This window comes from Nocardia neocaledoniensis (assembly GCF_003182135.1).
Lineage (GTDB): Bacteria > Actinomycetota > Actinomycetes > Mycobacteriales > Mycobacteriaceae > Nocardia > Nocardia neocaledoniensis.
The window spans coordinates 108,514-130,496 of record NZ_QGTL01000014.1 but is presented as its reverse complement, the minus strand read 5'-3'; the positions used below and the strand labels follow the sequence as shown (position 1 = coordinate 130,496).

General features: G+C 70.2%; 21 protein-coding genes. 7 read left to right on the top strand and 14 right to left on the bottom strand.

Going from position 1 to position 21,983, the window contains the following annotated elements; translation table 11 throughout:
• Positions 1-6 precede the first annotated feature (6 nt).
• The 3 genes from DFR69_RS28960 to DFR69_RS28950 all read right to left on the bottom strand — a co-directional run bounded on the left by DFR69_RS28960 (position 7) and on the right by DFR69_RS28950 (position 2,560).
• Positions 7-636 carry a nucleotidyltransferase domain-containing protein gene (locus tag DFR69_RS28960; RefSeq protein WP_110040827.1) on the bottom strand — a complete coding sequence of 210 codons (630 nt, stop codon included), beginning with the start codon at positions 634-636 and terminating at the stop codon, positions 7-9.
• 81 nt (positions 637-717) lie between these two features.
• Positions 718-2,268 carry a bifunctional phosphatase PAP2/diacylglycerol kinase family protein gene (locus DFR69_RS28955; protein WP_244198507.1) on the bottom strand — a complete coding sequence of 517 codons (1,551 nt, stop codon included), beginning with the start codon at positions 2,266-2,268 and terminating at the stop codon, positions 718-720.
• Between the two features lie 106 nt (positions 2,269-2,374).
• Positions 2,375-2,560 (bottom strand): hypothetical protein, encoded by a 186-nt coding sequence (locus DFR69_RS28950; protein ID WP_146229457.1) that lies wholly within the window; start codon positions 2,558-2,560, stop codon positions 2,375-2,377.
• 157 nt (positions 2,561-2,717) lie between these two features.
• Here DFR69_RS28950 and gcvT point away from each other — a divergent pair, with 157 nt between their 5' ends.
• Together gcvT and DFR69_RS28940 are read left to right on the top strand one after the other, a co-directional pair.
• Entirely contained in the window at positions 2,718-3,818 is a 1,101-nt protein-coding gene (gene gcvT / locus DFR69_RS28945; RefSeq protein WP_110040824.1) for a glycine cleavage system aminomethyltransferase GcvT, read from the top strand.
• A gap of 26 nt (positions 3,819-3,844) precedes the next feature.
• Positions 3,845-4,942: a branched-chain amino acid aminotransferase gene (locus DFR69_RS28940; protein WP_110040823.1), complete on the top strand. Its 1,098-nt coding sequence runs from the start codon at positions 3,845-3,847 to the stop codon at positions 4,940-4,942.
• A 70-nt stretch (positions 4,943-5,012) separates the two neighbouring features.
• On the opposite strand, the gene DFR69_RS28935 is transcribed toward DFR69_RS28940, so the two are convergent.
• From DFR69_RS28935 to DFR69_RS28910, 6 genes are all read right to left on the bottom strand, one after another.
• On the bottom strand, positions 5,013-5,726 hold the full coding sequence (locus DFR69_RS28935; protein WP_110040822.1) for an MBL fold metallo-hydrolase: 714 nt from the start codon (positions 5,724-5,726) through the stop codon (positions 5,013-5,015).
• A 132-nt stretch (positions 5,727-5,858) separates the two neighbouring features.
• The gene (locus DFR69_RS28930; protein WP_110040899.1) at positions 5,859-6,608 is read right to left on the bottom strand and encodes an adenosylcobinamide-GDP ribazoletransferase; all 750 of its coding nucleotides are present in this window, start codon (positions 6,606-6,608) and stop codon (positions 5,859-5,861) included.
• Between the two features lie 70 nt (positions 6,609-6,678).
• Complete coding sequence (gene cobT, locus DFR69_RS28925) at positions 6,679-7,749, bottom strand: nicotinate-nucleotide--dimethylbenzimidazole phosphoribosyltransferase (RefSeq protein ID WP_110040821.1); 1,071 nt, start codon at positions 7,747-7,749, stop codon at positions 6,679-6,681.
• 193 nt (positions 7,750-7,942) lie between these two features.
• Complete coding sequence (locus DFR69_RS28920) at positions 7,943-8,479, bottom strand: bifunctional adenosylcobinamide kinase/adenosylcobinamide-phosphate guanylyltransferase (RefSeq protein WP_110040820.1); 537 nt, start codon at positions 8,477-8,479, stop codon at positions 7,943-7,945.
• A gap of 34 nt (positions 8,480-8,513) precedes the next feature.
• Entirely contained in the window at positions 8,514-9,446 is a 933-nt protein-coding gene (locus tag DFR69_RS28915; protein ID WP_110040819.1) for an alpha/beta hydrolase, read from the bottom strand.
• Between the two features lie 149 nt (positions 9,447-9,595).
• Complete coding sequence (locus tag DFR69_RS28910; protein WP_110040818.1) at positions 9,596-10,567, bottom strand: helix-turn-helix domain-containing protein; 972 nt, start codon at positions 10,565-10,567, stop codon at positions 9,596-9,598.
• A gap of 86 nt (positions 10,568-10,653) precedes the next feature.
• Between DFR69_RS28910 and DFR69_RS34675 the strand changes: the two genes are divergently transcribed.
• Positions 10,654-10,821, top strand: a complete 168-nt coding sequence (locus DFR69_RS34675; protein WP_167456445.1) for a hypothetical protein — start codon at positions 10,654-10,656, stop codon at positions 10,819-10,821.
• 55 nt (positions 10,822-10,876) lie between these two features.
• Here DFR69_RS34675 and DFR69_RS28905 read toward each other — a convergent pair whose 3' ends face one another.
• A complete protein-coding gene (locus tag DFR69_RS28905; RefSeq protein WP_167456444.1) occupies positions 10,877-11,536 on the bottom strand; it encodes a DUF3043 domain-containing protein in 660 nt (219 codons plus the stop codon).
• A gap of 258 nt (positions 11,537-11,794) precedes the next feature.
• Between DFR69_RS28905 and erpA the strand changes: the two genes are divergently transcribed.
• Together erpA and DFR69_RS28895 are read left to right on the top strand one after the other, a co-directional pair.
• Positions 11,795-12,151: an iron-sulfur cluster insertion protein ErpA gene (erpA, locus tag DFR69_RS28900; RefSeq protein ID WP_067496006.1), complete on the top strand. Its 357-nt coding sequence runs from the start codon at positions 11,795-11,797 to the stop codon at positions 12,149-12,151.
• A gap of 164 nt (positions 12,152-12,315) precedes the next feature.
• Entirely contained in the window at positions 12,316-13,242 is a 927-nt protein-coding gene (locus DFR69_RS28895) for a carbohydrate kinase family protein (protein WP_373867108.1), read from the top strand.
• A gap of 55 nt (positions 13,243-13,297) precedes the next feature.
• Here the strand turns inward: DFR69_RS28895 and asnB are convergent, their stop codons facing one another.
• A complete protein-coding gene (asnB, locus tag DFR69_RS28890; RefSeq protein WP_110040815.1) occupies positions 13,298-15,241 on the bottom strand; it encodes an asparagine synthase (glutamine-hydrolyzing) in 1,944 nt (647 codons plus the stop codon).
• A 353-nt stretch (positions 15,242-15,594) separates the two neighbouring features.
• On the opposite strand from asnB, the gene ctaC reads away from it, so the two are divergent.
• Positions 15,595-16,716 (top strand): aa3-type cytochrome oxidase subunit II, encoded by a 1,122-nt coding sequence (gene ctaC / locus DFR69_RS28885; RefSeq protein WP_186817492.1) that lies wholly within the window; start codon positions 15,595-15,597, stop codon positions 16,714-16,716.
• A gap of 10 nt (positions 16,717-16,726) precedes the next feature.
• Positions 16,727-17,143, top strand: a complete 417-nt coding sequence (locus DFR69_RS28880; RefSeq protein WP_019046172.1) for a cytochrome c oxidase subunit 4 — start codon at positions 16,727-16,729, stop codon at positions 17,141-17,143.
• Between the two features lie 63 nt (positions 17,144-17,206).
• Here DFR69_RS28880 and DFR69_RS28875 read toward each other — a convergent pair whose 3' ends face one another.
• From DFR69_RS28875 to DFR69_RS28865, 3 genes are all read right to left on the bottom strand, one after another.
• Positions 17,207-18,694: an MFS transporter gene (locus DFR69_RS28875; RefSeq protein WP_110040814.1), complete on the bottom strand. Its 1,488-nt coding sequence runs from the start codon at positions 18,692-18,694 to the stop codon at positions 17,207-17,209.
• A 302-nt stretch (positions 18,695-18,996) separates the two neighbouring features.
• The gene (locus DFR69_RS28870) at positions 18,997-20,268 is read right to left on the bottom strand and encodes an FAD-binding oxidoreductase (RefSeq protein WP_110040813.1); all 1,272 of its coding nucleotides are present in this window, start codon (positions 20,266-20,268) and stop codon (positions 18,997-18,999) included.
• 51 nt (positions 20,269-20,319) lie between these two features.
• Positions 20,320-21,876, bottom strand: coding sequence for an alkaline phosphatase D family protein (locus tag DFR69_RS28865; RefSeq protein ID WP_110040812.1), 1,557 nt, complete (start codon positions 21,874-21,876; stop codon positions 20,320-20,322).
• Positions 21,877-21,983 lie beyond the last annotated feature (107 nt).

Genomic DNA, 21,983 nt, shown 5'->3' with positions numbered 1-21,983 from the left:
CGGGCCTCAGGCCGCGGTACGGACGAGCCAGGGATGGTCCGGGTGGACCTGCGCCAGCCAGGCCGCCAGCCGGGCGCGCCGCTCCTCGGACAGCAGCGGCAGGGCGCGGCGGAAGTCGGCGTCGTCCTTGGGCCGGTTGGCCTTCGCCTTGAACAGCAGCACCACTTCCGGGACGAGATAGGGGATTCCGGATCGGGTGGTGCGGATGAGGTCGGCGTAGGGGAGCGTGATCGAGGGATCGCGGCGGCAGATCCAGGTGTCCCCGTCATGCGGCTCGCGGAACACGTCGAGGTGGAAGGCGCCGGTGAACGGGTCGCGCAACCAGGTCTGGTGCAGGTCGAGCCGGTCGGCCGCCCTGGCGTAGGGCCACAGGTGGCCGTCGCCGACGATGTCCCACTCGTACTCCGGGAAGGCGGCCGCGATGTCGGGGAAAGACGCTCGGGGAACAGCGATCTCGATGTCGGCGTGCGCGCGCGAGATGCCGCCGGCGAACAGGTCGATGGCCCAGCCGCCCGCCACCGCCCACGGTGCCGGGCAGGAACCGAGGCGGGCGGCCACGACGCTCGGAGTCCACGGGTCCCAGCGGCGGTCGGTTTCGGATTCGGTGATCGGACGTGCCCCGTCCGGCGAGCTCATCACTCCATCATGTCCGCGCCCGCCGTCCGCGCAAGGCGATGGTGACCGATGGTGATCGAGGTGAGACGGGTTCGTGAGGATTCAGCGGCGCCGGTCGGTGAGCCAGGCCAGCGGGCGGCGATGATGCGGGCGGGCGCGGTTCTCCCAGCGCGGGTTGCTCTCGTCGCGCCGGTACACCGCGACGCGCCCGGCGACGAGGAAGCGCAGATCCCGTGCCGCGCCGAGGACTTCACCGTCGGCGGCCACCCTGACCGGGTTGTGCAGGGCGACCGAGAGCTCGCGCATCTGCCGCTCGCCGTAGACCCTGCTGTGCCCGATGGCGGCCAACATCAGCGCGATGACGGCGCGGGTGCGGGACCAGCGCACATCGGCGCGCAGCCAGCGGACATCGAGCAGCCCCTCGTCCAGCCGGGAGCGGAACGCGGGCACCGCGCCGTGCGGGTGATACGGCCCGTTGCCGATGAACAGGAACCACAGGTCGTGCCAGCGCTCGTCGATCCGGATGCGGATCGGTTCGGCCCGGCGCAGCGTGACGATCAGCGCGGCGGCGAAAGCGGGCCACTTGCCCCAGCGGTCCTGCCAACGTTCGCGCAGCCGGACCAGATCCGGGTAGGCGCCGATGCTGGCGGTGTTGATGAGGTGATGGGTGCGCCGGCCGTCGGGCGTCTCGAATTCCACTGCGGCGATGTCGACTTCGACCGCCTCGCCCGCGCCGGTCGCGTCGGCGACCTCACGCAGGTCGTACACGCCGAGGTCGCGGGCGAAGTGGTTCAGGGTGCCCGCCGGAACCACGACCAGGGGCAGGTCGTTGCGCAGCGCCACGGCGGCGGCCGCGGCGATGGTGCCGTCCCCGCCCGCCGCGCCGACCGCGACGATGGTGGGATCGAGCGCCTCCTGGAGTTGCTCGGCGGCGTCGCGACCGGGCGCGGTGTGCAGCAGCGTCGCCCCGGGCAGCGCCTCGGCGATATCGGGGGTGGGGTCGTAGTTCGCGTCGCCGGAGCGCGGATTGATCAGCAGGAGCAGGCCTTTGCCGTCGACGAGAGCGGGCACGTCGCGGACCGGGTGCGCCTCGGCCTCGTCGGATTCGCGGATCGGCCACCAGCGGCGGGTGCCCAGCGCGACGCCCGTACCGACGGCGGCGCCGACCAGGACGTCGGAGGGCCAGTGCGCGCCGGTGTGGATCCGCGAATAGGCCACCGCGGCGGCCACGGGCGCGACGGCCAGCGCGGTGCGCGGGCTCTCCAGGGCGACGGCAGTGGCGAAGGCCGCGGCGTTGGCGCTGTGCCCGGACGGAAACGACGACGACACCGGCGCGTCGACGAGGCGGCGACCGTGCGGCATGAGTTCGGCGGGTGGGCGCCGTCGCGGGATCAGGGTCTTGAGCACCAGGTTCACGGTGAAGCTGGTGCCCGCGAGCGCGATGACGCCGCGCAGCGCCGCCCGCCGCGGCGGTCCCGGCTTGGCGGCCAGCGCGGCGGCCGTCGCCAGCCACAGGCCGCCGGTGTTCGCCGACTTCGTCAACCGCAGCATGCCGCGATCGGCCACGGACTCGGGAATACGGGACACCATGCGACTGGCCGCCTCGTCCATCCTGGCGACTCTGCGGAACCTGCGGCCGGGCAACTCACTCACAGTGCGAACACTACCGCCGTTGCCCGTCACCAGCTTTCGCTCTTGCGTGCCCGGCCGCGATGCCCGGCGGAGTGCACGGTGTGGGTCGGTGCCCCCGGCAGGCGGATTACGGTGTGGTGGCGGGGATCTGCGGCGGATCGCAGTCGGCGGTGGGAGACTCGCCCGACAGCGACTGGAGGAGGCAGCCGATGTTGATCGACGACGAGCCGGTATCGGCCTGGGCGGCGGGGCTGAGGACGAGCAGGGGAGCGGCGACGAGAAGCGCGCCGAGACAGATTCTACGAATGTTCACCTCCGCCACTCTTGCAGTGATTTTCCTCTGAGGCGAGGTCGCGGCGGCCCCCAATTGCTGGGGCTGTCACCACAGTCCTCGCCGTTCCCCGCGGCAGGGCGCTCCCGAGCTCGGAGGGTTCGCGTGGCGCGAGGCGTGCCCGATAAGCTCTGGGCCCATGACCGACAACGCGCTGCTCGAGGGCCCCATCCACGCTGTTCACGTCGAACTCGGCGCCACCTTCGCGCCGTTCGGCGGGTGGGAGATGCCCGTGCAGTACGGCGGCACCGTCGGCGAGCACACCGCCGTGCGCACCACGGTCGGCCTGTTCGACGTGAGTCATCTCGGCAAGGCGACCGTCGCAGGCCCCGGCGCCGCCGCGTTCGTGAACTCGGCGCTGACCAACGACCTCGCGCGGATCCGGCCGGGCAAGGCCCAGTACACGCTGTGCTGCGCCGCCGACGGCGGGGTGATCGACGATCTGATCGCCTACTACGTCAGCGACGACGAGGTGTTCCTGGTCCCCAACGCCGCCAACACGGCGGCGGTGGTCGCGGCGCTGCGCGAGGTGGCGCCCGCGGGCGTCACCGTCACCGACGAGCACCGTGAGTACGCCGTGTTCGCGGTGCAGGGCCCCCGGTCGACCGAGGTGCTCGCCGCGCTCGGCCTGCCCACCGACATGGAGTACATGGCCTACGCCGACGCCGAATGGGACGGCCGCCCCGTGCGGGTGTGCCGGACCGGCTACACCGGCGAGCACGGCTACGAGCTGCTCCCGCGCTGGGCCGACGCCGAACCGGTCTTCCGCGCCCTGGTCGCGCAGGTGGAGGCGGCAGGCGGCCAGGCGGCCGGGCTGGGCGCCCGCGACACCCTGCGAACCGAGATGGGCTACCCGCTGCACGGCCACGAGCTCTCCCTCGACATCACCCCCAACCAGGCCCGCACCGGCTGGGCCGTCGGCTGGAAGAAGCCGGAGTTCTGGGGCAAGGCCGCGCTGGAGCAGGAGAAGGCCGACGGTCCGCGCCGCACGCTGCTGGGCCTGAAGGCGCTCGACCGCGGCGTGCTGCGGCAGGGCCAGACCGTGCTGCGCGACGGCGAGCCGGTGGGTGAGACGACCTCCGGCACGTTCTCTCCGTCGCTGAAGGTCGGCATCGCGCTGGCGCTGCTCGACACCGGAGCGAAGCTCGAGCCCGGCGACGAGGTGGAGGTCGACGTGCGCGGCCGCCGGCTGCGCTGCGAGGTCGTCAAGCCGCCGTTCGTCGACACCAAGACCAAGTAGTTTCGCGCAATGGATAGGATCGCATCATGACAGTCGCTGCACAGTTCACTCGTATTCCGCACCCGGCGCCCACCTCGGCCGAGCAGCGGGAACAGGTACTGGCGGCTCCCGGCTTCGGCCGGTTCTTCACCGACCACATGGTGTCGATCGACTACACCGACGGCGCGTGGGGCAATGCCAGGGTCGAGCCGTACGGTCCGCTCTCGATGGACCCGGCCACCATGGTGTTCCACTACGGTCAGGCGATCTTCGAGGGGCTCAAGGCCTACCGGCAGCCCGACGGCACCGTCGCCACCTTCCGGATCGACGCCAACGCCGCGCGGTTCCGCCGCTCCGCGGCGCGGATGGCGATGGCCGAGCTGCCGGAGGAACTGTTCGTCGAGTCCGTGCGCCAGCTGCTCGAGGTCGACAGCGACTGGGTGCCCGCCGCCGGTGGCGAGGATTCGCTGTACCTGCGGCCGTTCATGTTCTCGACCGAGGCCGGGCTCGGCGTGAAGCCCGCCGCCTCGTACAAGTACCTGCTGCTGGCCTCGCCCGCGGGCGCGTACTTCCCGCGCGGCGTGAAGCCGGTGCGGGTGTGGCTGTCCACCGAGTACGTGCGGGCCGCGCCCGGCGGCACCGGCGAGGCCAAGGTGGCCGGCAACTACGCGGCCTCGCTGCTCGCGCAGGCGCAGGCCACCGAGAAGGGCTGCGACCAGGTGGTCTGGCTGGATGCCTGCGAACGCCGCTACGTCGAGGAGATGGGCACGAACAACCTGTTCTTCGTCTTCGGCAAGGGCTCCGAGGCCCGGCTGGTGACCCCGGAACTGTCCGGCTCGCTGCTGCCCGGCATCACCCGCGACTCGCTGCTCACCCTGGCCGCCGATTCGGGCTACCCGGTCGAGGAGCGCAAGGTCACGGTGGAGGAATGGCGCAAGGGCGCCGAGTCCGGCGAGATCAGTGAGGTGTTCGCGTGCGGCACCGCCGCGGTGATCACCCCGGTCGGCTGGGTGCGCTCGGCCGAGGGCGAATTCAGCATCGGCGGCGGCGAACCCGGCGAGGTGACGATGGCGCTGCGCGACACCCTCACCGGCATCCAGCGCGGCACGTTCGCCGACACCCACGACTGGATGCGGAGCATCTGATCGAGTAAGGGTCCGCCGCTGCGCGGCGGACCCTTACTCGAGATCGGGTCGTGCGGGGCCGGGTGAGTGCTCAGCCCGGCATGAGGGCCTGCCATTGCTGCAAGGTCTGCGGGCGCAGCACGTAGTTGTTCTCGCGGACCGAAGACAGTGCGGCACTGGGCTGTTCGGAATACCAGTGGCCCGGGTAGACGACCGGGTTGCCGTCGAGGGCGGCCAGATTGCGCAGGCTGCGGAACATCTCGTCGGAGTCGCCGCCGGGGAAATCGGTGCGGCCGCAGCCGTCGACGAACAGGGTGTCGCCGGAGATGAGGCGCCCGTCGAACAGGAAGCACTGGCTGCCCGGCGTGTGGCCGGGGGTGTGCAGGAGTTCGATCTCGAGCGCGCCGACCTTCACCTTGTCGCCGTTGTCGTGGCCGGTCAGTTCGCTGGGCGCGATCCCCGTCGTCTGGGCGACCCAGTCCAGTTCCTGCTTGTTCACGTGCACCGGGACGCTGGTCTTCTCGAGCAGTTCGCGCACGCCGCCGAGGGTGAAGCCGAGCATGGTCCCGCCGACGTGGTCGGGGTGGTGGTGGGTGGCGAGCACGCCGGTCACCGTCATTCCGTCGGCCGCGGCCACGTCGACCAGGTCCGAGGCCTTGTACGCGGGATCGACCAGCACGGTCTCGCCGGTATGTCGGTCGCCGATGAGATACGCGAAATTGCGCATCTGCGTGGCGATCGGATCGCCGACGGCGTAATCCCGGCCGGACAGCAGCTGGCGGAAGTAGAGGCGCTCGGAAGACATGTCATCACCTTATTGCCACCGGTGTGCTGGCGGAGCACCCGAGTACCGATGAGTGAGGTGGTCTGTGGGACCACACAACCGCCGAACCCACGAAATTATGACTAGTGCGGGTTTCACATTTGTGCGGAATGGCTACCCTGTGAGCGAGAATCCTACGGCCGCAAGCGAAACCGTGATCTCCACGACGGCGCCGAGCACATCGCCGGACAAGCCGTCGAAGCGCCGCACGCAATGCCGCACGACCAGTGCGGAGAGCGCGAGCGCCACCAGGACGACGCCCGGGCCGAGCCAGAGGTTGCCCGGCACCGCGAAGACGGCCGCGCCGACGGCGAGGACCGGCCACGCCCACACCGCGACCGGCGATTGCGTCCCCGCCACCAGCGTGCCGAACCCGGAATCGGGCGCGGCCGCGATCCCGCGCCGGCACGCCGGGACGACGGCGACCCGGCCCAGCGTCACGGCCAGCGCCAGCGCGAACCACCGTCCCTCGTCGGCGAGCGCGGCGAACGCCACGGCTTGGACCGCGATGGCGAAGATCAGCGCCGCCACGCCGAAGGGGCCCGCGCCGCCGGACTTCATGACCTGCCTGGCCCGCTCGGGCGGCCCGTAGCTGCCGAGCCCGTCGACGGTGTCGGCCAGGCCGTCCAGGTGCATGCCCCTGGTCAGCAGGCCGAGCAGCCCGACGGTGAGCAGCCCCGCCAGCAGCGCGGTGAGCCCGGCCGTCACCGACAGCCACACCGCTGCCGTCGCGAGCCCGCCGAGCACGAGCCCGACCAGCGGCGCCAGCGCGATGGCGTGCCCCGCCGCGCGACGATCCACCGAATCAGGCCCGGTGACGGGCAGGACTGTGAGCCACGAGAAAGCCAGACGCAGCGTGTTCACCACGGCCGCCCGGGAAGGCGAGCTCGCCACAGCACTGGTGTTGCCCGTGGCGCGCGGGCGTCGCGCTGGTTCACTTGACCAGGTCGACGGTGTCCGGCTCGTCGGCGGTGCTCACGCCCGCGTCGGCGAAGGTCGACATCTCCGCGAGCGTCGCGACCGCGGCGCGGACGATCGGCAGGGCCGTGAGGGCGCCGGAGCCTTCGCCGAGGCGCATCTCCATGTCGATCAGCGGTTCCAGGCGCAGATGCTTCAGGGCCAGGTCGTGGGCCGGTTCGGTGGAGCGGTGGCCCGCCAGCCACCAGGCCTTCGCACCCGCGGCCAGGTCCTCGGCGACCAGGGCGGCGGCCGTGACGACGACACCGTCGAGGATGACCGGGGTGCGGCGGGTGGCGGCCTGGGCCAGGAAGCCGGTCATGGCGGCGAAATCGGCACCGCCGGCGACCCGCAGCAGGTCGACCGGATCCTTGGCGACCGGGCGGGCGCGACGCATGGCGTCGCGGATGGCCGCGACCTTGCGGATCCAGCCCGTGTCGTCGACGCCGGTGCCCCGGCCCACGGCGGCGACCGGTTCGGTCCCGGTGAGGGTGGCGATCAGCACGGTGGCCGGGGTGGTGTTGCCGATGCCCATGTCCCCGGCGACGAGCAGGTCGGCGCCCGCGTCGATCTCCTCGTCGGCGATGGCGCGACCCGCGGCGAGCGCGGCGGCGACCTCGTCCTCGGTGAGCGCGTCCTCCCGGTCGATCGCACCGCTGCCACACCGCACCTTGTGCTGGGCGACGGACGGGTCGGTGTCGCCGTCGACGGCGATGTCGGCCACCCGCACGGTCGCCCCGGCGACCGCGGCCAACGCGTTCACCGCGGCGCCGCCGGCCAGGAAGTTGGCCACCATCTGCCCGGTGACCTCGCTCGGATACGCCGAGACACCGTGCTTCGCGACGCCGTGATCACCGGCGAAGAGCACCACGCGCGCCCGCTCGAACTGCTGGGGCGGGCACGCGCCCTGGCAGGCCGCGACCCAGTTGCCGAGCGTCTCGAGCTTGCCCAGCGACCCGGCCGGTTTCGTGAGCTGGGTCTGGCGCTGCTCGGCCGCCGCGCGCACCTGCGCGTCCGGCGCCGGGACCGGCGCGAATCCGTGAGTCACTTGCGAAGCCTTTCGACAGTGGTGCCGTGTGTCGGATACCGCTCATCTTGCCCGGATCTCGGGCCGCCGCGGCGACCGGCCCGGCGCGCACGGGCGAGGTTCGACGGGTGGCCGGGGCCGTGGGAGCGGGCGCGGGCGGACGGCGCCGATCCGGGTGCGCGCGCCGGCGCCGGTCGCGCGGCCGCCACCCGGTTCACTTCAGCCGCACCGGCAGCCCGGCGACGACCAGGTAGGCCGCGTCGCACACCTGAGCCAGGCGCTGGTTGAGCGTGCCGATCTCGTCGCGGAACAGCCGGCCCGAGCGCGTCGCCGGGATGACTCCCATCCCCACCTCCGGCGAGACGATCACCAGGGGATGCCGGTAGGTCTCGACCGCGCCCACGAGCGCGTCGCAATCCGGCGTCACGGTGCCGCGCGGCGACTCCCACGCCTGGCGCGCGTCGAGGCGTGCGGTGAGCCAGGTGCCGATGTCGTCGAGCAGGGTCGCCGGCGCCGGCTCGGCGAGAACCGTTGCGGGCTCGGCGTTCTCGACGGTCGACCAGTGCGCGGGCCGCCGCTCCCGGTGTCCCGCGATCCGCGCGGCGAAGTCGTGATCGGCCGGGTCGAGCACCGCGGTCGCCAGGTAGCGGACCGTGGGCGCGTCGGCGACGAGCCCCTCGGCGAACGCCGACTTCCCGGACCGGGCACCGCCGAGAACCAGGGTGCGGATGGGGGAGTCGCTGCGCGGCATCCCAGCACGGTAGCAAGCACCGCGCCGGGCCGGCTCAGGCGGACAGCGCGGCCAGGATCATCGGGCGGGCGGTGGCGAGGGACTGCTGCCAGTACGGCCAGGTGTGGGTCCCGTTGAGGATGTCGACGCGGGCGGAGATGCCCAGCGCCGTCACGCGGTCGCGGAAGATGCCCGCCGCGGTGGCGCTGGTCGCTTCCAGGCCCATCGCGTTGATAGTGTTGCCGATGCCGTTGGGCAGGTCGAGCGGGCCGGGCAGGCCGTTGCCGGTGCTGACGTAGATCGGCAGCCCGCGCAGCAGTTCGGCCTGGACGGTGGCGTCGTTGCGGGCCCACGCGGGATCGCCGGCCGGGCCCCACATGTCGTCGACGTTGAAGTTGCCCTCGTCGATCATGGCCGCGCGCATGGCCTGGTTCCACAGCGGATACGTCGGGTTCACGAATCCGGAGAACGAGCCGGCGAAGCGGAACTGGTCGCGGTGGTGGGCGGCCAGGACCAGCGCGGCGTTGCCGCCCATGGACGCGCCGACGATCGCGTTGTTCGTGCGCGAGACGCCGTACCCGGCCAGGAAATCAGGCAGTTCGCGGGTGAGGAAGGTTTCCCACTTGTAGGTCGTGGCTTGCCGATTGGTGCTGCTCGGCCGGTACCAGTCGGTGTAGAAGCTCGAGTGACCGCCGACGGGGAACACCAGAGTCACGTCGTCGCCGGCGAATTGGCGCAGCGCGTCGGTGTCGGTGGTCCACTGGCTGTGATCGCCCGGCGCGCGCAGACCGTCGAGCAGGTACAGCGCCGCACCGCCGCCGCGCGCGGCCCACTGGACCTGCACCTTGATCGGGCCCATGCTCGACGGCACCCACAGTTCCTCGAAACCGCCCGCGGGAGCGCGCATCGCGGGCACCGCCGTCGCCGTCCCGGCCACCGTGGCCGTGCAGACGACCACCGCGGCGGCAGCCGTGGTGAGAGCCTTCATCAGCCGTCGAACATTTCCCCGCCTGGCACGCAACACCCGGTCAGCTCACCAAGCGCCGAGGTCACGGTCAAGCCGACCATGAGGGTCGACAGTCGCGTCGGTGGGGAACTGTGCTGTTCACCAATGGTTTTCGCGCGCTCGGGAAAATTTCAGCTCGCGCGGTCCGGTGCGCCGAACCGGCGGCGGTACTCGGTGGGCGCGATGCCGACCTGACGCTGGAAGTGGTGGCGCAGGAGCGCGCCCGAACCGAAGCCGGCGCGGTCGGCGATGCGCTCGAGTGACATGTCGGTGGTCTCGAGCAGTTGCTTGGCGAACAGCACCCGCTGCGTGGTGAGCCATTTGACCGGAGTGGTCCCGGTCTCGGCGGCGAACCGGCGGGCGAAGGTGCGGGTCGACATGCTCGACCGGGCCGCGAGCTCGTCCACGGTGTGCGGGTGGGCGAGGTTCTCGGTGAGCCAGCTCAGCGTGCTCGACAGGCCCTCGGAGCGGCATTCGGGAACGGGCTGCTCGATGAACTGGCGCTGGCCGCCGTCGCGCTGCGGCGGCACCACCATGCGGCGGGCGATGCCGTTCGCGGCCGCCGAGCCGATCTCGCGGCGCACCAGATGCAGGCAGGCGTCGATGCCCGCCGCCGTGCCCGCGCTGGTGATCAGATCGCCCTCGTCGACGAACAGGACGTCGGGGTCGACGGTCGCGGCCGGGTAGCGCGCGGCGAGGGCGTCGACATAGCGCCAGTGGGTGGTGCACTTGCGCCCGTCCAGCAGCCCGGCCTCGCCGGCGAGGAAGGCGCCGGAGCAGACGGTGAGCACGATCGCGCCCGCGTCGGCGGCCGCGCGGACCGCCTCGACGACCCCGGGCTGGTAGCTGTGGCCCTGGGCGAACGGAAAGGCGGGGATGGCGACGAGGTCGGCGTGCACCAGCTCGTCGAGACCGTATTCCGGGGTCACCGTCACGCCGGGGCTGGTCGAGCGCAGCGGCTTGCCCGGTTCGGCGCCGCAGACCCGGAAGTCGAAGCCGGGCAACCCGTCGGCGGTGCGGTCGAGCCCGAAAACCTCGCAGACCACGCCGAATTCGAACATGGCGAGCTTGTCGTTGAGGACGACGGCGACACGCGAGAGCATGCACTCATGCTACGTGGCCGAATATTTACGCACAATGACAGAGCTGCCACTTTCGGCAGAAAAGTGATGAGCGCAAAATTTCTGCCATGGTTACTTTCTTGCTCGTCCTCGCCGCCATCGTCGTCCTCGCCCTGGTCATCGGGCACGGCACCGCGGGCTCGACCGGGGTCGTCGACCGCGACGCCCAGCGGATCGATGCCGAACTCGCCGCCATCGCCGGGTACGCCGCCAACATCCGTCCCGGCCTGCACTGATACGCGAATGCCGTCCCACCCGGCGGGTGGAACGGCATTCGGCGTGTGTGGCGCGTCAGACGGCGTCGCCGGGGCCGACCCGCGGCTTGGGGGCGCGCATCTTGCGGATCTGCGAGGCGCGCACGAAGGCGTACCAGCCCAGCTTGAAGCCGGTGTCGGTGGTGTCGGGGAAGCGCTCGATCACCCGGTTGTTCACGATCTTGCCGAGCACGAAGCCCTCGATGATCATGAACACCATCATCACCAGCATGGCCAGCGTGACGATGGTCTGCAGACCCGGCGCGACGAACATCGACAGGATCAGCACCAGCGCCATCGGCATGAACAGGCCGACCAGGTTGCGACGGGCGTCCACCAGATCGCGCACGTAGGCGCGGACCGGACCCTGATCGCGGGGCAGCAGGTACTTGTCCTCGCCTGCCAGCATCCTGGCCCGGCGGTCCTGCACGGCGGCGCGGCGATCGGCGGCCGCGGCCTTGCGCTCCTCCTTGGAGCCCTTCGTGGCCTTGCGGCGCGCGCGGGCCTCCTTGGCGGTCATCGGGGCCGGAGCGACCGGTCCGCGGCGTTTGCCTTCGGCCTCACGCCTTTTCGGGGTCGGTCGACCCTTGCCCGGCGTGGTGGAAGCGGGTGCGCTGGCGGTCTGTTCGACATCCGGCACCGAGGGGTCGACGGACTCGTCGATGGTGCTGGACTCGTCGCGACGGAACAATTTCACGTTCACCAGGCTATTCGATCGGGTCGGCCGGGGGGAAATGCGGTCGGCGCACCGGTGCGGCCGGTCTCACCCGGGCGACCGGTGAGAGCTGGGTCACCGGCGGGCGGGGCGTAGTGTGGGGCGCACCACCGAGGTCGTGTCCACGCTGCGTGCCAGGGGTGGCAAAATAGGAATAGCAGCGGCCGCGACGGAGTTGGAATGAGTCGTGCGCTGTGCACCTGAGGTCCGTTCGACGGACTGACCGACTTAGGAGTGTCCATGACTGTGCAGAACGAGACCGCCACCGAGACCCACGGTGCGACGCTGACCGACGCTGCCGCCGCCAAGGCGAAGGCGCTGCTCGACCAGGAAGGTCGCGACGACCTCGCCCTGCGGATCGCCGTGCAGCCGGGTGGCTGTGCCGGTCTGCGCTACCAGCTCTTCTTCGACGATCGCGTCCTCGACGGTGACATCGTCGTGGAGTTCTCCGGTGTGAAGCTGGCCGTCGACCGCATGAGCGCCCCCTACATCCAGGGCGCCTCGATCGACTTCGTCGACACCATCGAGAAGCAGGGCTTCACCATCGACAACCCCAACGCCACCGGCTCCTGCGCCTGCGGCGACTCGTTCAACTGAGGCACGACGGGTTGCGCTGAGGTGAACCGCTGGGGGTAGCCGCTTGCTACCGTTGAAGTCCGGGATCGGCTGATCCCGGACTTCTCTTGTTTCCGCGCCTAGTGTCGAAGGGGCCTCGCCTCGTGTCTGTTGCTGTGTCCGCGTCCATCGCCACCGACCACCTCATGCGATTTCCCGGGAAGTTCGCCGATGCGCTGCTTGCCGATCAGCTCGACCATGTGTCCCTGAGTTTCCTCGTCGACGATCTGCAGATCCGCCGTGGTGGCGTGGCGGGCAACATCGCCTACGCGATGGGTCTGTTGAAGCAGCGGCCGCTGCTGGTCGGCGCGGTCGGCGCCGACTTCACCGAATACCGGCAGTGGCTCGAGAGCAACGGTGTCGACTGCTCGGCGGTGCACGTGTCGAGCACCGCGCACACCGCGCGGTTCGTCTGCACCACCGACGAGACCATGGCGCAGATCGCCTCGTTCTACCCGGGGGCGATGAGTGAGGCGCGCGATATCGACATCGCCGCCGTCGCCGCCGCGCACCCGGTCGACCTGGTGCTGGTCGGCGCGAACGATCCCGAGGCGATGATCGCGCACACCCGCCAGGCCAAGGCCCAGGGCATCGCCTACGCCGCCGACCCGTCCCAGCAGCTGGCCCGCCTCGACGGCGAGCAGGCGGCCGAGCTGGTCGACGGCGCCGCCTACCTGTTCACCAACAAGTACGAGTGGGCGCTGCTGCTGCAGAAGACCGGCCTGAGCGAGGCCGAGGTCGCCGCCAAGGTCGGCATCCGGGTGACCACCCTCGGCGGCGAGGGCGTGCTGGTCGTCGACGCCGAGGGCAACGAGGTCCGTGTCGGCGTGGTGCCCGAGGTGGCCAAGGTCGACCCGACCGGTGTCGGCGACGGCTTCCGTGCCGGCTTCCTCACCGCCCACCGGGCCGGCCTGAGCATCGAGCGCGCCGCCCAGCTCGGCTCCCTGATCGCGGTGCTGATCCTGGAGACCACCGGCACCCAGGAGTGGACCCTCGACACCCAGGACGCGCTGACCCGCCTCACCAAGGCCTACGGCGCCGAGGCCGCCGACGAGCTGGCTACGCTGCTCTGAGCCGAAACGCGAACGCCCCCTGGATCTTTCCGATCCAGGGGGCGTTCGTCGTCGATCAGAGCGACACGGGGTACGCGGGCTCCTGGATCTCGGGCTTGATGCGGTCCTCGACGAAGATGCCGTGCCAGACCATGAAGACCAGCAGGGTCCACAGGCGGCGGCTGTGGTCGGACAGGCCCGCCTTGTGATCGCGCAGCATCCCCAGGACCGCGGCCTTGTCGATGAGGTGGTCGGTCTGGGACTCGGCGATCTGGGTCTGCGCCCAGTCGTAGAGTTCGGTGCCGCGCAGCCAGTGCCGCAGGGGGACGGGGAAGCCGAGCTTGGCGCGGTTGAGGACATGGTCGGGCACGATCCCGTCCAGGGCCCGGCGCAGCGCGTACTTCGAGGTCTCCTTGGTGATCTTCTGGTCGTAGGGCAGGCCCTGGGCCACCCGCATGACCTCGTTGTCCAGGAACGGCACGCGCAGTTCGAGGGAGTTGGCCATGGTCATCTTGTCGGCCTTGACCAGGATGTCGCCGCGCAGCCAGGTGAACAGGTCCAGGTGCTGCATGCGCGCGACCGGGTCCCAGCCCGCGGACTGGGCGTAGATCGGGGCAGTGACGTCCTGGTGGGTCCACTCGGGCCGGAACTCGCGCAGCACCGCGCGCAGCTGCGCGTCGTTGAAGCTGCGGGCGTTGCCGTAGTAGCGGTCCTCGAGGGTGAGCGAGCCGCGCTGCAGCAGCGACTTGCCCCGCCTGCCGTCGGGGATCCTGTCGCCGAGCTTGCCGACGAGCTTGCGCAGCCCGGCGGGCAGGTACTCGAACGGCTTGAGCGACAACGGCTCCCGGTAGATCGTGTAGCCGCCGAACAGCTCGTCGGCGCCCTCGCCGGAGAGCACCACCTTGACGTGCTTGCGCGCCTCCTTGGCCACGAAGTACAGCGGCACCAGGGCCGGGTCGGCCACCGGATCGTCGAGGTACCAGACGATCTCCGGAATGGCGGCGGCGAACTCGGCGGGAGAGACCACCTTGACGATGTGGCGCGCGCCGATCAGCTCGGCGCTCTCGGCGGCCACGTCGACCTCGGAGTAGCCCTCGCGCTCGAACCCGGTGGTGAAGGTGATCAGCTTCGGGTTGTGCCGCATGGCCAGCGCCGCGATGGCGGTGGAGTCGATGCCGCCGGACAGGAACGAGCCGACGGTGACATCGGCGCGCATGTGCTTGGCGACCGAGTCCTCGAGCGCGGCCGCGATCTCGGCGTAGCGGTCCTGCGCGGCCCCCTCGGCGAACGGGCGCACCCGGAAGTCGGGGCGGAAGTAGCGGGTGGCCTGCGGGGCCCGGCCCACCTTCACCGTGGCGTAGGTACCGGACTCGAGGCGGCGGATGTTCTTGTGCAGCGACTCGGGCTCTGGCACGTACTGCAGCACCGTGTAGTGCTCGAGGGCCCGCGGATCCAGCTCGTCGGAGACGCCGAGCGGGCTCAGCAGTTCGAGCACGCTCTTCTTCTCGCTGGCGAAGGCGGTGCCGCCGGGGCCGGTCGCGTAGAACAGCGGCTTGATCCCGAACGGGTCGCGCGCCAGGAACAGCTCCTGGGTCTCGGTGTCCCAGATCGCGAAGGCGAACATGCCGCGCAGCTTGCGCACGGCCTCGGGCCCCCAGAAGTGGAAGGCGGCCACGATGGACTCGCCGTCACCGTCGGTGGCGAAGATCTTGCCCTCGGGGAACTCGGCGCCGTGCTCGGCGGCCAGCTGCTCGCGCAGTTCCAGGTAGTTGTAGATCTCGCCGTTGAAGGTCATGGCATAGCGCTGCGGGTTGTCGGCGGGGCCCCACCGCAGCGGCTGGTGCGAGTGTTCGATATCGATGATCGAGAGGCGGTTGAAGCCGAAGATCATGTGCTCGTCGTGCCAGGTGCCCTTCTCGTCGGGCCCACGGTGCCGCTGGCAGTGCAGCGCGTCGTACACCTGATCGACCACCTGGGTCGTCGCCGGATCAGCTGTCAGGAATCCGAGCAGTCCGCACACGGTGTCGGCAACCTTCTCTCGTTCGATGATGGGGTGGCCCCTCCTCGGGCCGAAACGCTGTGTCCGAGTATGCCGCACACCCGCGCGAGGCGCCGCGCGCAACCCGTCGCAGCACCGTCGCGCACCCGCCGTTGGCGGCAAACCGCAGGTCGCCGCATCCGGTGCGGTCACAGCGGAGTGTCGAACACGACCCCGCGACAAGACAGCGCCCGCTTTGGTCTACGCTGCGTAGTACTCAGGTCCTTCTCAGGTGTGCAGGCCTCACAGCGGCAATACTCGAGGGCGGCCTGAAACGTGCTTGAAAACGGTGTCGGAACGGGCGGATCGCGGCCCGGACGACGCAATGTGTCGGAATGTGTAGCGACCAGGAAGGCGTGAGCGTGGCGCACAAGGCGAGCGAAGAGATCGGGGCACGACCCGTTCGGGGTCGGCAGGGCCGCATCCTTCGACGGGCCGGGCTGGCGGTGTCCTTGGGGATCACTGCCGTCCTGGTCTCGGGCTGCTCGATCGACAATGTTTGGCTGCGGTTCGGCTGGCCCTCGGGCATCACGCCGCAGGCCACCCGGATGCGGGAGCTGTGGACCTGGTCCGTGCTGGCCGCGCTCGCCATGGGCGTGCTGGTCTGGGGTCTGACCTTCTGGACCGTCATCATGCACCGCAAGCGCAAGGACTCCCCGGAGTTCCCGCGCCAGACGGGCTACAACGTGTCGCTGGAGCTGACCTACACGGCGATCCCGTTCGTGATCATCGCGGTGCTGTTCTACTTCACCGTGGTCGTGCAGAACTACGTGCACGAGAAGACCGACAACCCGGATGTCACCGTCGACGTGACCGCCTTCCAGTGGAACTGGAAGTTCGGCTACCGCAACGTGAACAACGTCGGTGGGCTCACCTGGAACGGCATCGACACCGAGCGTGAGGCCGCCGCGCAGGAGCAGCTCGAGGGCTACGCCGAGCGCAAGAACGAAGAGGGCCACGCGCAGCCGGGTCCGGTACACGGCAAGCCGGCCAACGACATCCTCTCGTACCTGCACTACGACAAGGTCGAGACCATCGGCTCCAGCACCGAGATCCCGGTCCTGGTGCTGCCGACCGGCAAGCGCATCGAGTTCCAGCTCGCGGCCGCCGACGTGATCCACGCCTTCTGGGTGCCGGAGTTCATGTTCAAGCGCGACGTGATGCCGAACCCGAAGGAGAACCAGTCCGACAACGTCTTCCAGATCTCCGAGATCGAGAAGGAAGGCGCGTTCGTCGGCCGCTGCGCCGAGATGTGCGGCACCTACCACTCGATGATGAACTTCGAGGTCCGCGCGGTCTCGCCGGAGAAGTACGCCAAGTACATGCAGGCGCGCATCGACGGCAAGACCAACGGCGAGGCGCTCGAGTCGATCGGCGAGTCGCCGGTGGCCACCTCCACGTACCCCTTCAACACCAAGCGTGACATCAAGAGCGCTTCGGTGAACGAGAGCAAGTGAGGATTCTGATATGAGGATCGAAGCGCGGATCTTCGAACTGCTCACGGCGTTCTTCATCCTGGTGGGCATCGTCTACGGCTTCTTCACCGCGCAGTCGCGTACCGGCATCGAGTGGGCGGGCACCACCGCGATCGTGCTGACCGCGGGCCTGTCGCTGATCATCGGCACCTACTTCCGGTTCGTCGCGCGCCGCATCGACCTGCGTCCCGAGGACTACGAGGAGGCCGAGATCGTGGACGGCGCCGGCGACCTGGGCTTCTTCTCGCCCGGTAGCTTCTGGCCCATCCTGCTGGCCGCCGCCGGTTCGGTGACCGCGCTCGGCCTGGCGTTCTTCCAGTTCTGGCTGATCGGTCTCGGCGTGGCGCTCGTGCTCGCCGCCGCCGCGGGCCTGGTCTTCGAGTACTACCTCGGCGCCGAGAAGCACTGAGTCGACACGAAGTCGCCGCCCCCACTCGACCGAGTGGGGGCGGCGACTTCGTCGTCGCGGGGGTCAGTGCGCGAACACCAGTCCTTCCTCCTCCGGCCCCTCGACCTTGGGCGCCGACAGTTGCACGATCCGGCGGGGCAGCGCCACCGCGACCGCCGCGCCGATCACCGCCGTCGCGGCACCGATCAGGAACGCGATCGTGAAGCCGCGGTCGAGATAGAACACCGCGCCCTGGGTCATCTCCGGCGGGATCGGAGCGATGTAGGAGTTGTTCATCACCGTGAACGCGATGACCGGCAGGATCGCCGGGAACACGCTCTGCGAGACGCCCACCAGGCTCGCCGTGGTGGCCTGCAGCTGCGGCGGGACGGCCTCGATCAGCAGGTTCGGGATCGCGGCGTAGGCCATGCCCATGCCGGTGCCGAAGACGCCGGCGAAGACGATCAGCAGCGGCTTGCTGTCGTGCGCGAAGGCGGTCAGCGTGAAGCCGACGGCCATCAGCAGCATGCCGATGGTCATCAGGACGCGCGGGCGGACATCACCGCGGCCCACGAGCAGACCCACCACGACGCCGCCGACCACGACCATCAGGCCGACGGGCGCCTGGAAGATCGCGAAACCCTCGGCGCTGACGCCGAATCCGTAGCCGAGGCCGAGCACGTCCGGCGTCATGGCCAGCATGGGCAGCAGAATGGTGAACAGCCCGCTGGCGCCGTAGCAGAGCCCGGCCCCGATCGTGGTGAGCAGCACCGAACGGCGGCCGAGCACCTCGAGGTCGATCAGCGGTTCCCGGATCATCCGCGCGGTCACCAGCCACGCCACCAGCAGCGCCACACCGCCGGCCAGGTAGGCCAGGGTGGACCCGTCGCGCCAGCCCCACGTCGGCCCGAAGCTGACGGCGATCAGGATGCCCGCGATGCCGCCGCCGAGCAGCAGCGCGCCGAGCGGATCGATCCGGGAACGCAGGCGTACGGGCGATTCGGCGGTGGTGAAGAAGATCAGCACGCCCAGCACGGCGAGGCCGATGACGAAGAACCAGAAGATGCTGCGGAACCCGTGGTTGTCGATCAGCCAGCCGGTGAGGAACGGCGCGGGAATGGCGATCAGACCCATGCCGCTGGTCGCGATGCTGACCGCGAGCGCGATCGTCTTCGCCGGGAACACGTCCCGGATCAGCGAATAGCTCAGGAACAGACAGGGAATGAGCAGACCGGTCAGCGCGCGACCGGCGATCAGGACCGCGTAGCTGCCCGCGAGCGCCGACAGCAGCGAGCCCGCCGCGGCCACGCCGACGCACCCGAGCAGCGCCTTGCGCTTGCCGTACATGTCGGCCAGCTTGCCGATCAGCGGGGCGGTGACCGCGCCCACCAGCAGGAACGATGTCAGCAGCCAGGCGCCCTGGGTGGTCTGGTAGTGCGCGGCGATCGACGGCAAGGCGGTCGAGATCATCATGTAGCTCACCGCGAGCATCTCCAGCAGGAGCACGATCGAGGCGAGCGACAAGATCAGGCGTGGCGTCCAGCGGGTCGGTGAGGGGTGGGGAGCGACCATCGGAGGTCCTTTCATGGGTCCCGCATTCGAAGGCGACCGAATGCGTAACCGGCATCACACTTTCTCCGGGCGCCTCTCAGTGCGAGAAATCCCGGCCACCGGGAGACGGAAATGATCGACGGGCGGATTGCCCGCGATGAAACCCCCGCTGACCTGCTTGATCACCGTGTATCACATCTCGCGAACACGTGCAGACGGAGTGAAAGGTCGCCGCGATCGGACGGCTCGTCCTCGCGGCGCCGACACGACAGCGGCCCCGGAGATCGCTCTCCGGGGCCGCTGTCGGGTACGCGTGACAGTCGCTAGACGCTGTAGCGCAGCGCCTGTTCCGAACGGCAGATGTCGTCGATGCCGGCCACGATCTCGCGCAGCTGCTCCGAGGGCAGGGCCGAGGGGCGCAGGCGGCAGGTGAAGGTGATCAGGCCGTAGTCGGCGGGCGCGAGGCCGCGGGCGGCGGCTTCGGCACGCAGATAGGGCGAGCGCACGCCGTAGGTCATCGCGGAGATCACGGTGAAGCAGCCGGTGCGCTCGCGGTGCTCGGCGAACAGGTCGTGCAGGCCGTAGAACACCGAGCCGTAGTTGGCCAGCGGGGCGAACACACCCACGCGGTAGGCGGGACCGCGCTCGGAGGAGCTGATGACGGTGTCGGCCAGGTACTCCGCGTCGCGGATGGTGAGCACCTTCGGCGCGAACATCAGCGCGCCCGCCGCCGCGTTGCGCACCGGCATGCCCGCGCGGCCGCCCGCCGCGGACGCGATGGCGCCCAGCGACTTCCGGGTGCGCGTGCCGACCTCGCGCCGGGCCCGCAGGCCACGCGTCGGGGTGGCGGGGTAGAGGCTGGACCACTGGCCGAAGCGGACCGCGCCGAGCGTCACCTGGCCGGTGCCGACGGGCCGGGCCACCTTCAGCGGCGCGGTGTCGACCCAGCGGCCCACCTGCAGCGCGGCGCTGCCCGGGTTCGTGATCTCGGTGGTGGCGTGCTCGACGAAGGAATCGAAGTCGAGGAAGCGGTCGGCGTCGGTGGTGAGCCAGGTGTGGTCCTTGTCGACCTCCACCACGTCGAGGGTCAGCGCGGTGATGATGCCGGCGCGCCCGCCCGCGCCGAGGATCCGCTGGAACCGCTCGGTGTGGTGGGCGCGACCGCAGGTGCCGATCCGGCCGTCGGGGTCGACGTACTCCAGATCGACGATCTGGTCGATGAACATGCCGTAGCGATGCGAGGCGGTGCTCACGCCGCCGACCGAGGCGAACCCGCCCGCGGTGATGTCGCGGTGGTCGCCGACCACGGGCAGGCCCAGACCGTGCGCGCCGAGGCGGCGGTCGATCTCGGACAGCTTGGCGCCCGCCTGCACCCGCACGGTGCGCCTGCCCAGATTGATGTCGAGCACCGAGTTCATCTTGCGCAGCGAGAGCACGCCGCGTTGATCGGTCAACCCATAGGACTCTTCGGTCTGCTCGCCGCCACGAACGGTCAACCGCTCCGCGCGATCCCGCGAATCACGTACGGTGCGAACGACATCCGCGGTGTCACGGGGGAGATACTCTTCGGAGATGACGGTGTGCGGCGTGCCCATGACCGCATAGCTAACCACAGCTCGGCGATTCGTGCGCACGGTACCTCGCACCTACTTTCGCGTAGGCGCGAGCTGCTTGGTGAACAGTACCGTGCCGGTCGCGTCGCACAGGTCAACGGTGAATTCGCCGGTGCGCCCGTCGATGCGGACCTCGCCGAAATGCTGGTACTGCGCGTCCAGCGGGGAGGCGTTCGGCGCGGGCGGCGCGTGCACGAACACGGCCTCGGGTCCGAAGGTCGGGTCGAGCTGGTTGGGGCCGAACGCGCCCGCGTTGAGCGGACCCGAGACGAACTCCCAGAACTCGTCGAAATCGGTGTGCGCGGCGCGGGCGGGGGAGTAGTGGTGCGCGGCGGTGTAGTGCACGTCGGCGGTGAGCCAGACGACGTCGGTGACCTTGTTCGCCTTGATCGCCGAGAGCACCTGGGCGATCTCGGTTTCCCGGCCCGACGGCGCGCCGGGCGCGCCGTTGGCGGGTCCCTCGAAGGCGGTCTTGCCGTCGGGGACGATCAGGCCGAGCGGCAGGTCGGCGGCGACGATCTTCCAGGTGGCCTTCGACTCGCGCAGGCCGTCGATGAGCCACTTCGTCTGCGCCGCGCCGAGGACGCGGCCCTGGGGTGCGGTGTTGGCGTCGTTGGCGTCCTTGTAGGCGCGCATGTCGAGCACGAACACGTCCAGCAGCGGGCCGTAAGGGATCTTGCGGTAGAGGCGGCCGTCGACGGCTTCCCTGGGCTCGAGCGGCATCCACTCGTGGAAGGCCTGCCACGCGCGGTTGGCCAGGGTGTCCATGGAACGCTCCGTGTAGCCCTTGTCGGCGGCCACGGTCCCGCCGGGGTACCAGTTGTTGGTGGTCTCGTGGTCGTCCCACTGGACCACCTGCGCGACCGCGGCGTTGAAGCGGCGGTAGTTGTCGTCGGTGAGGTTGTAGGCGTAGTTGCCGCGGAACTGGTCGAGGGTCTCGGCCGGCGCGTTCTTGGCCTCGGCGGTGACATTGCGCCAGATCCGGCCGTCGGGCAGGGTGACCGACTCCTTCAGCGCGTTGTCGGCGTAGACGCAGTCGCCGGAGTGCAGGAACAGGTGCGGATCGCGGGCGGCCATCGTGCTGAAGATCTTCATGCCGCCCAGGTCGGGGTTGATGCCGAAGCCCTGGCCCGCGACATCGCCGGACCACAGCAGCGAGAGGTCGGCGGGCGCGGTGGGTGCGGTGCGGAACACGCCGGTGAGGGTCTCGGAGGCGGCGCCGTCCTCGCCCTCCAGCCGCACCCGGTAGTGCACCAGCTGACCGGCGGGCAGCCCGTTGACGCGCATGCGGCCGGTGCCGTCGGTGGCCGGGGTGAGCAGCGGTCCGGTGAATCGTTTGACGTCGCTGAACTTCTCGGTCGCCGCGGTCTCCACCACCAGCGTCGCGGGCCGGTCCGAGCGCGCCCAGATCAGCGCGCCGTCGCTGCGCGGATCTCCGACGGCGATGCCGTGGGTGAGGGTGGGCCTGGCGCGCACGAGGCCGGGTCCGTCGCCGTCGCCGCACGCGGCGAGGGCGGGCGCGGTCACCAGACCGGCGGCGGTGGCGCGCAGCAGGGTGCGCCGGGACATCGCGAAATCCGAACGTGCCATGCGGTTCACAGTGCGACGCCGGGCGGAACGGTGGAACGCGGGAGCGGCAACAGCGCGTGAACGCTGCCGTACGGAACGGACCGGCTTGCCGAATCGAGTAAGTTTCT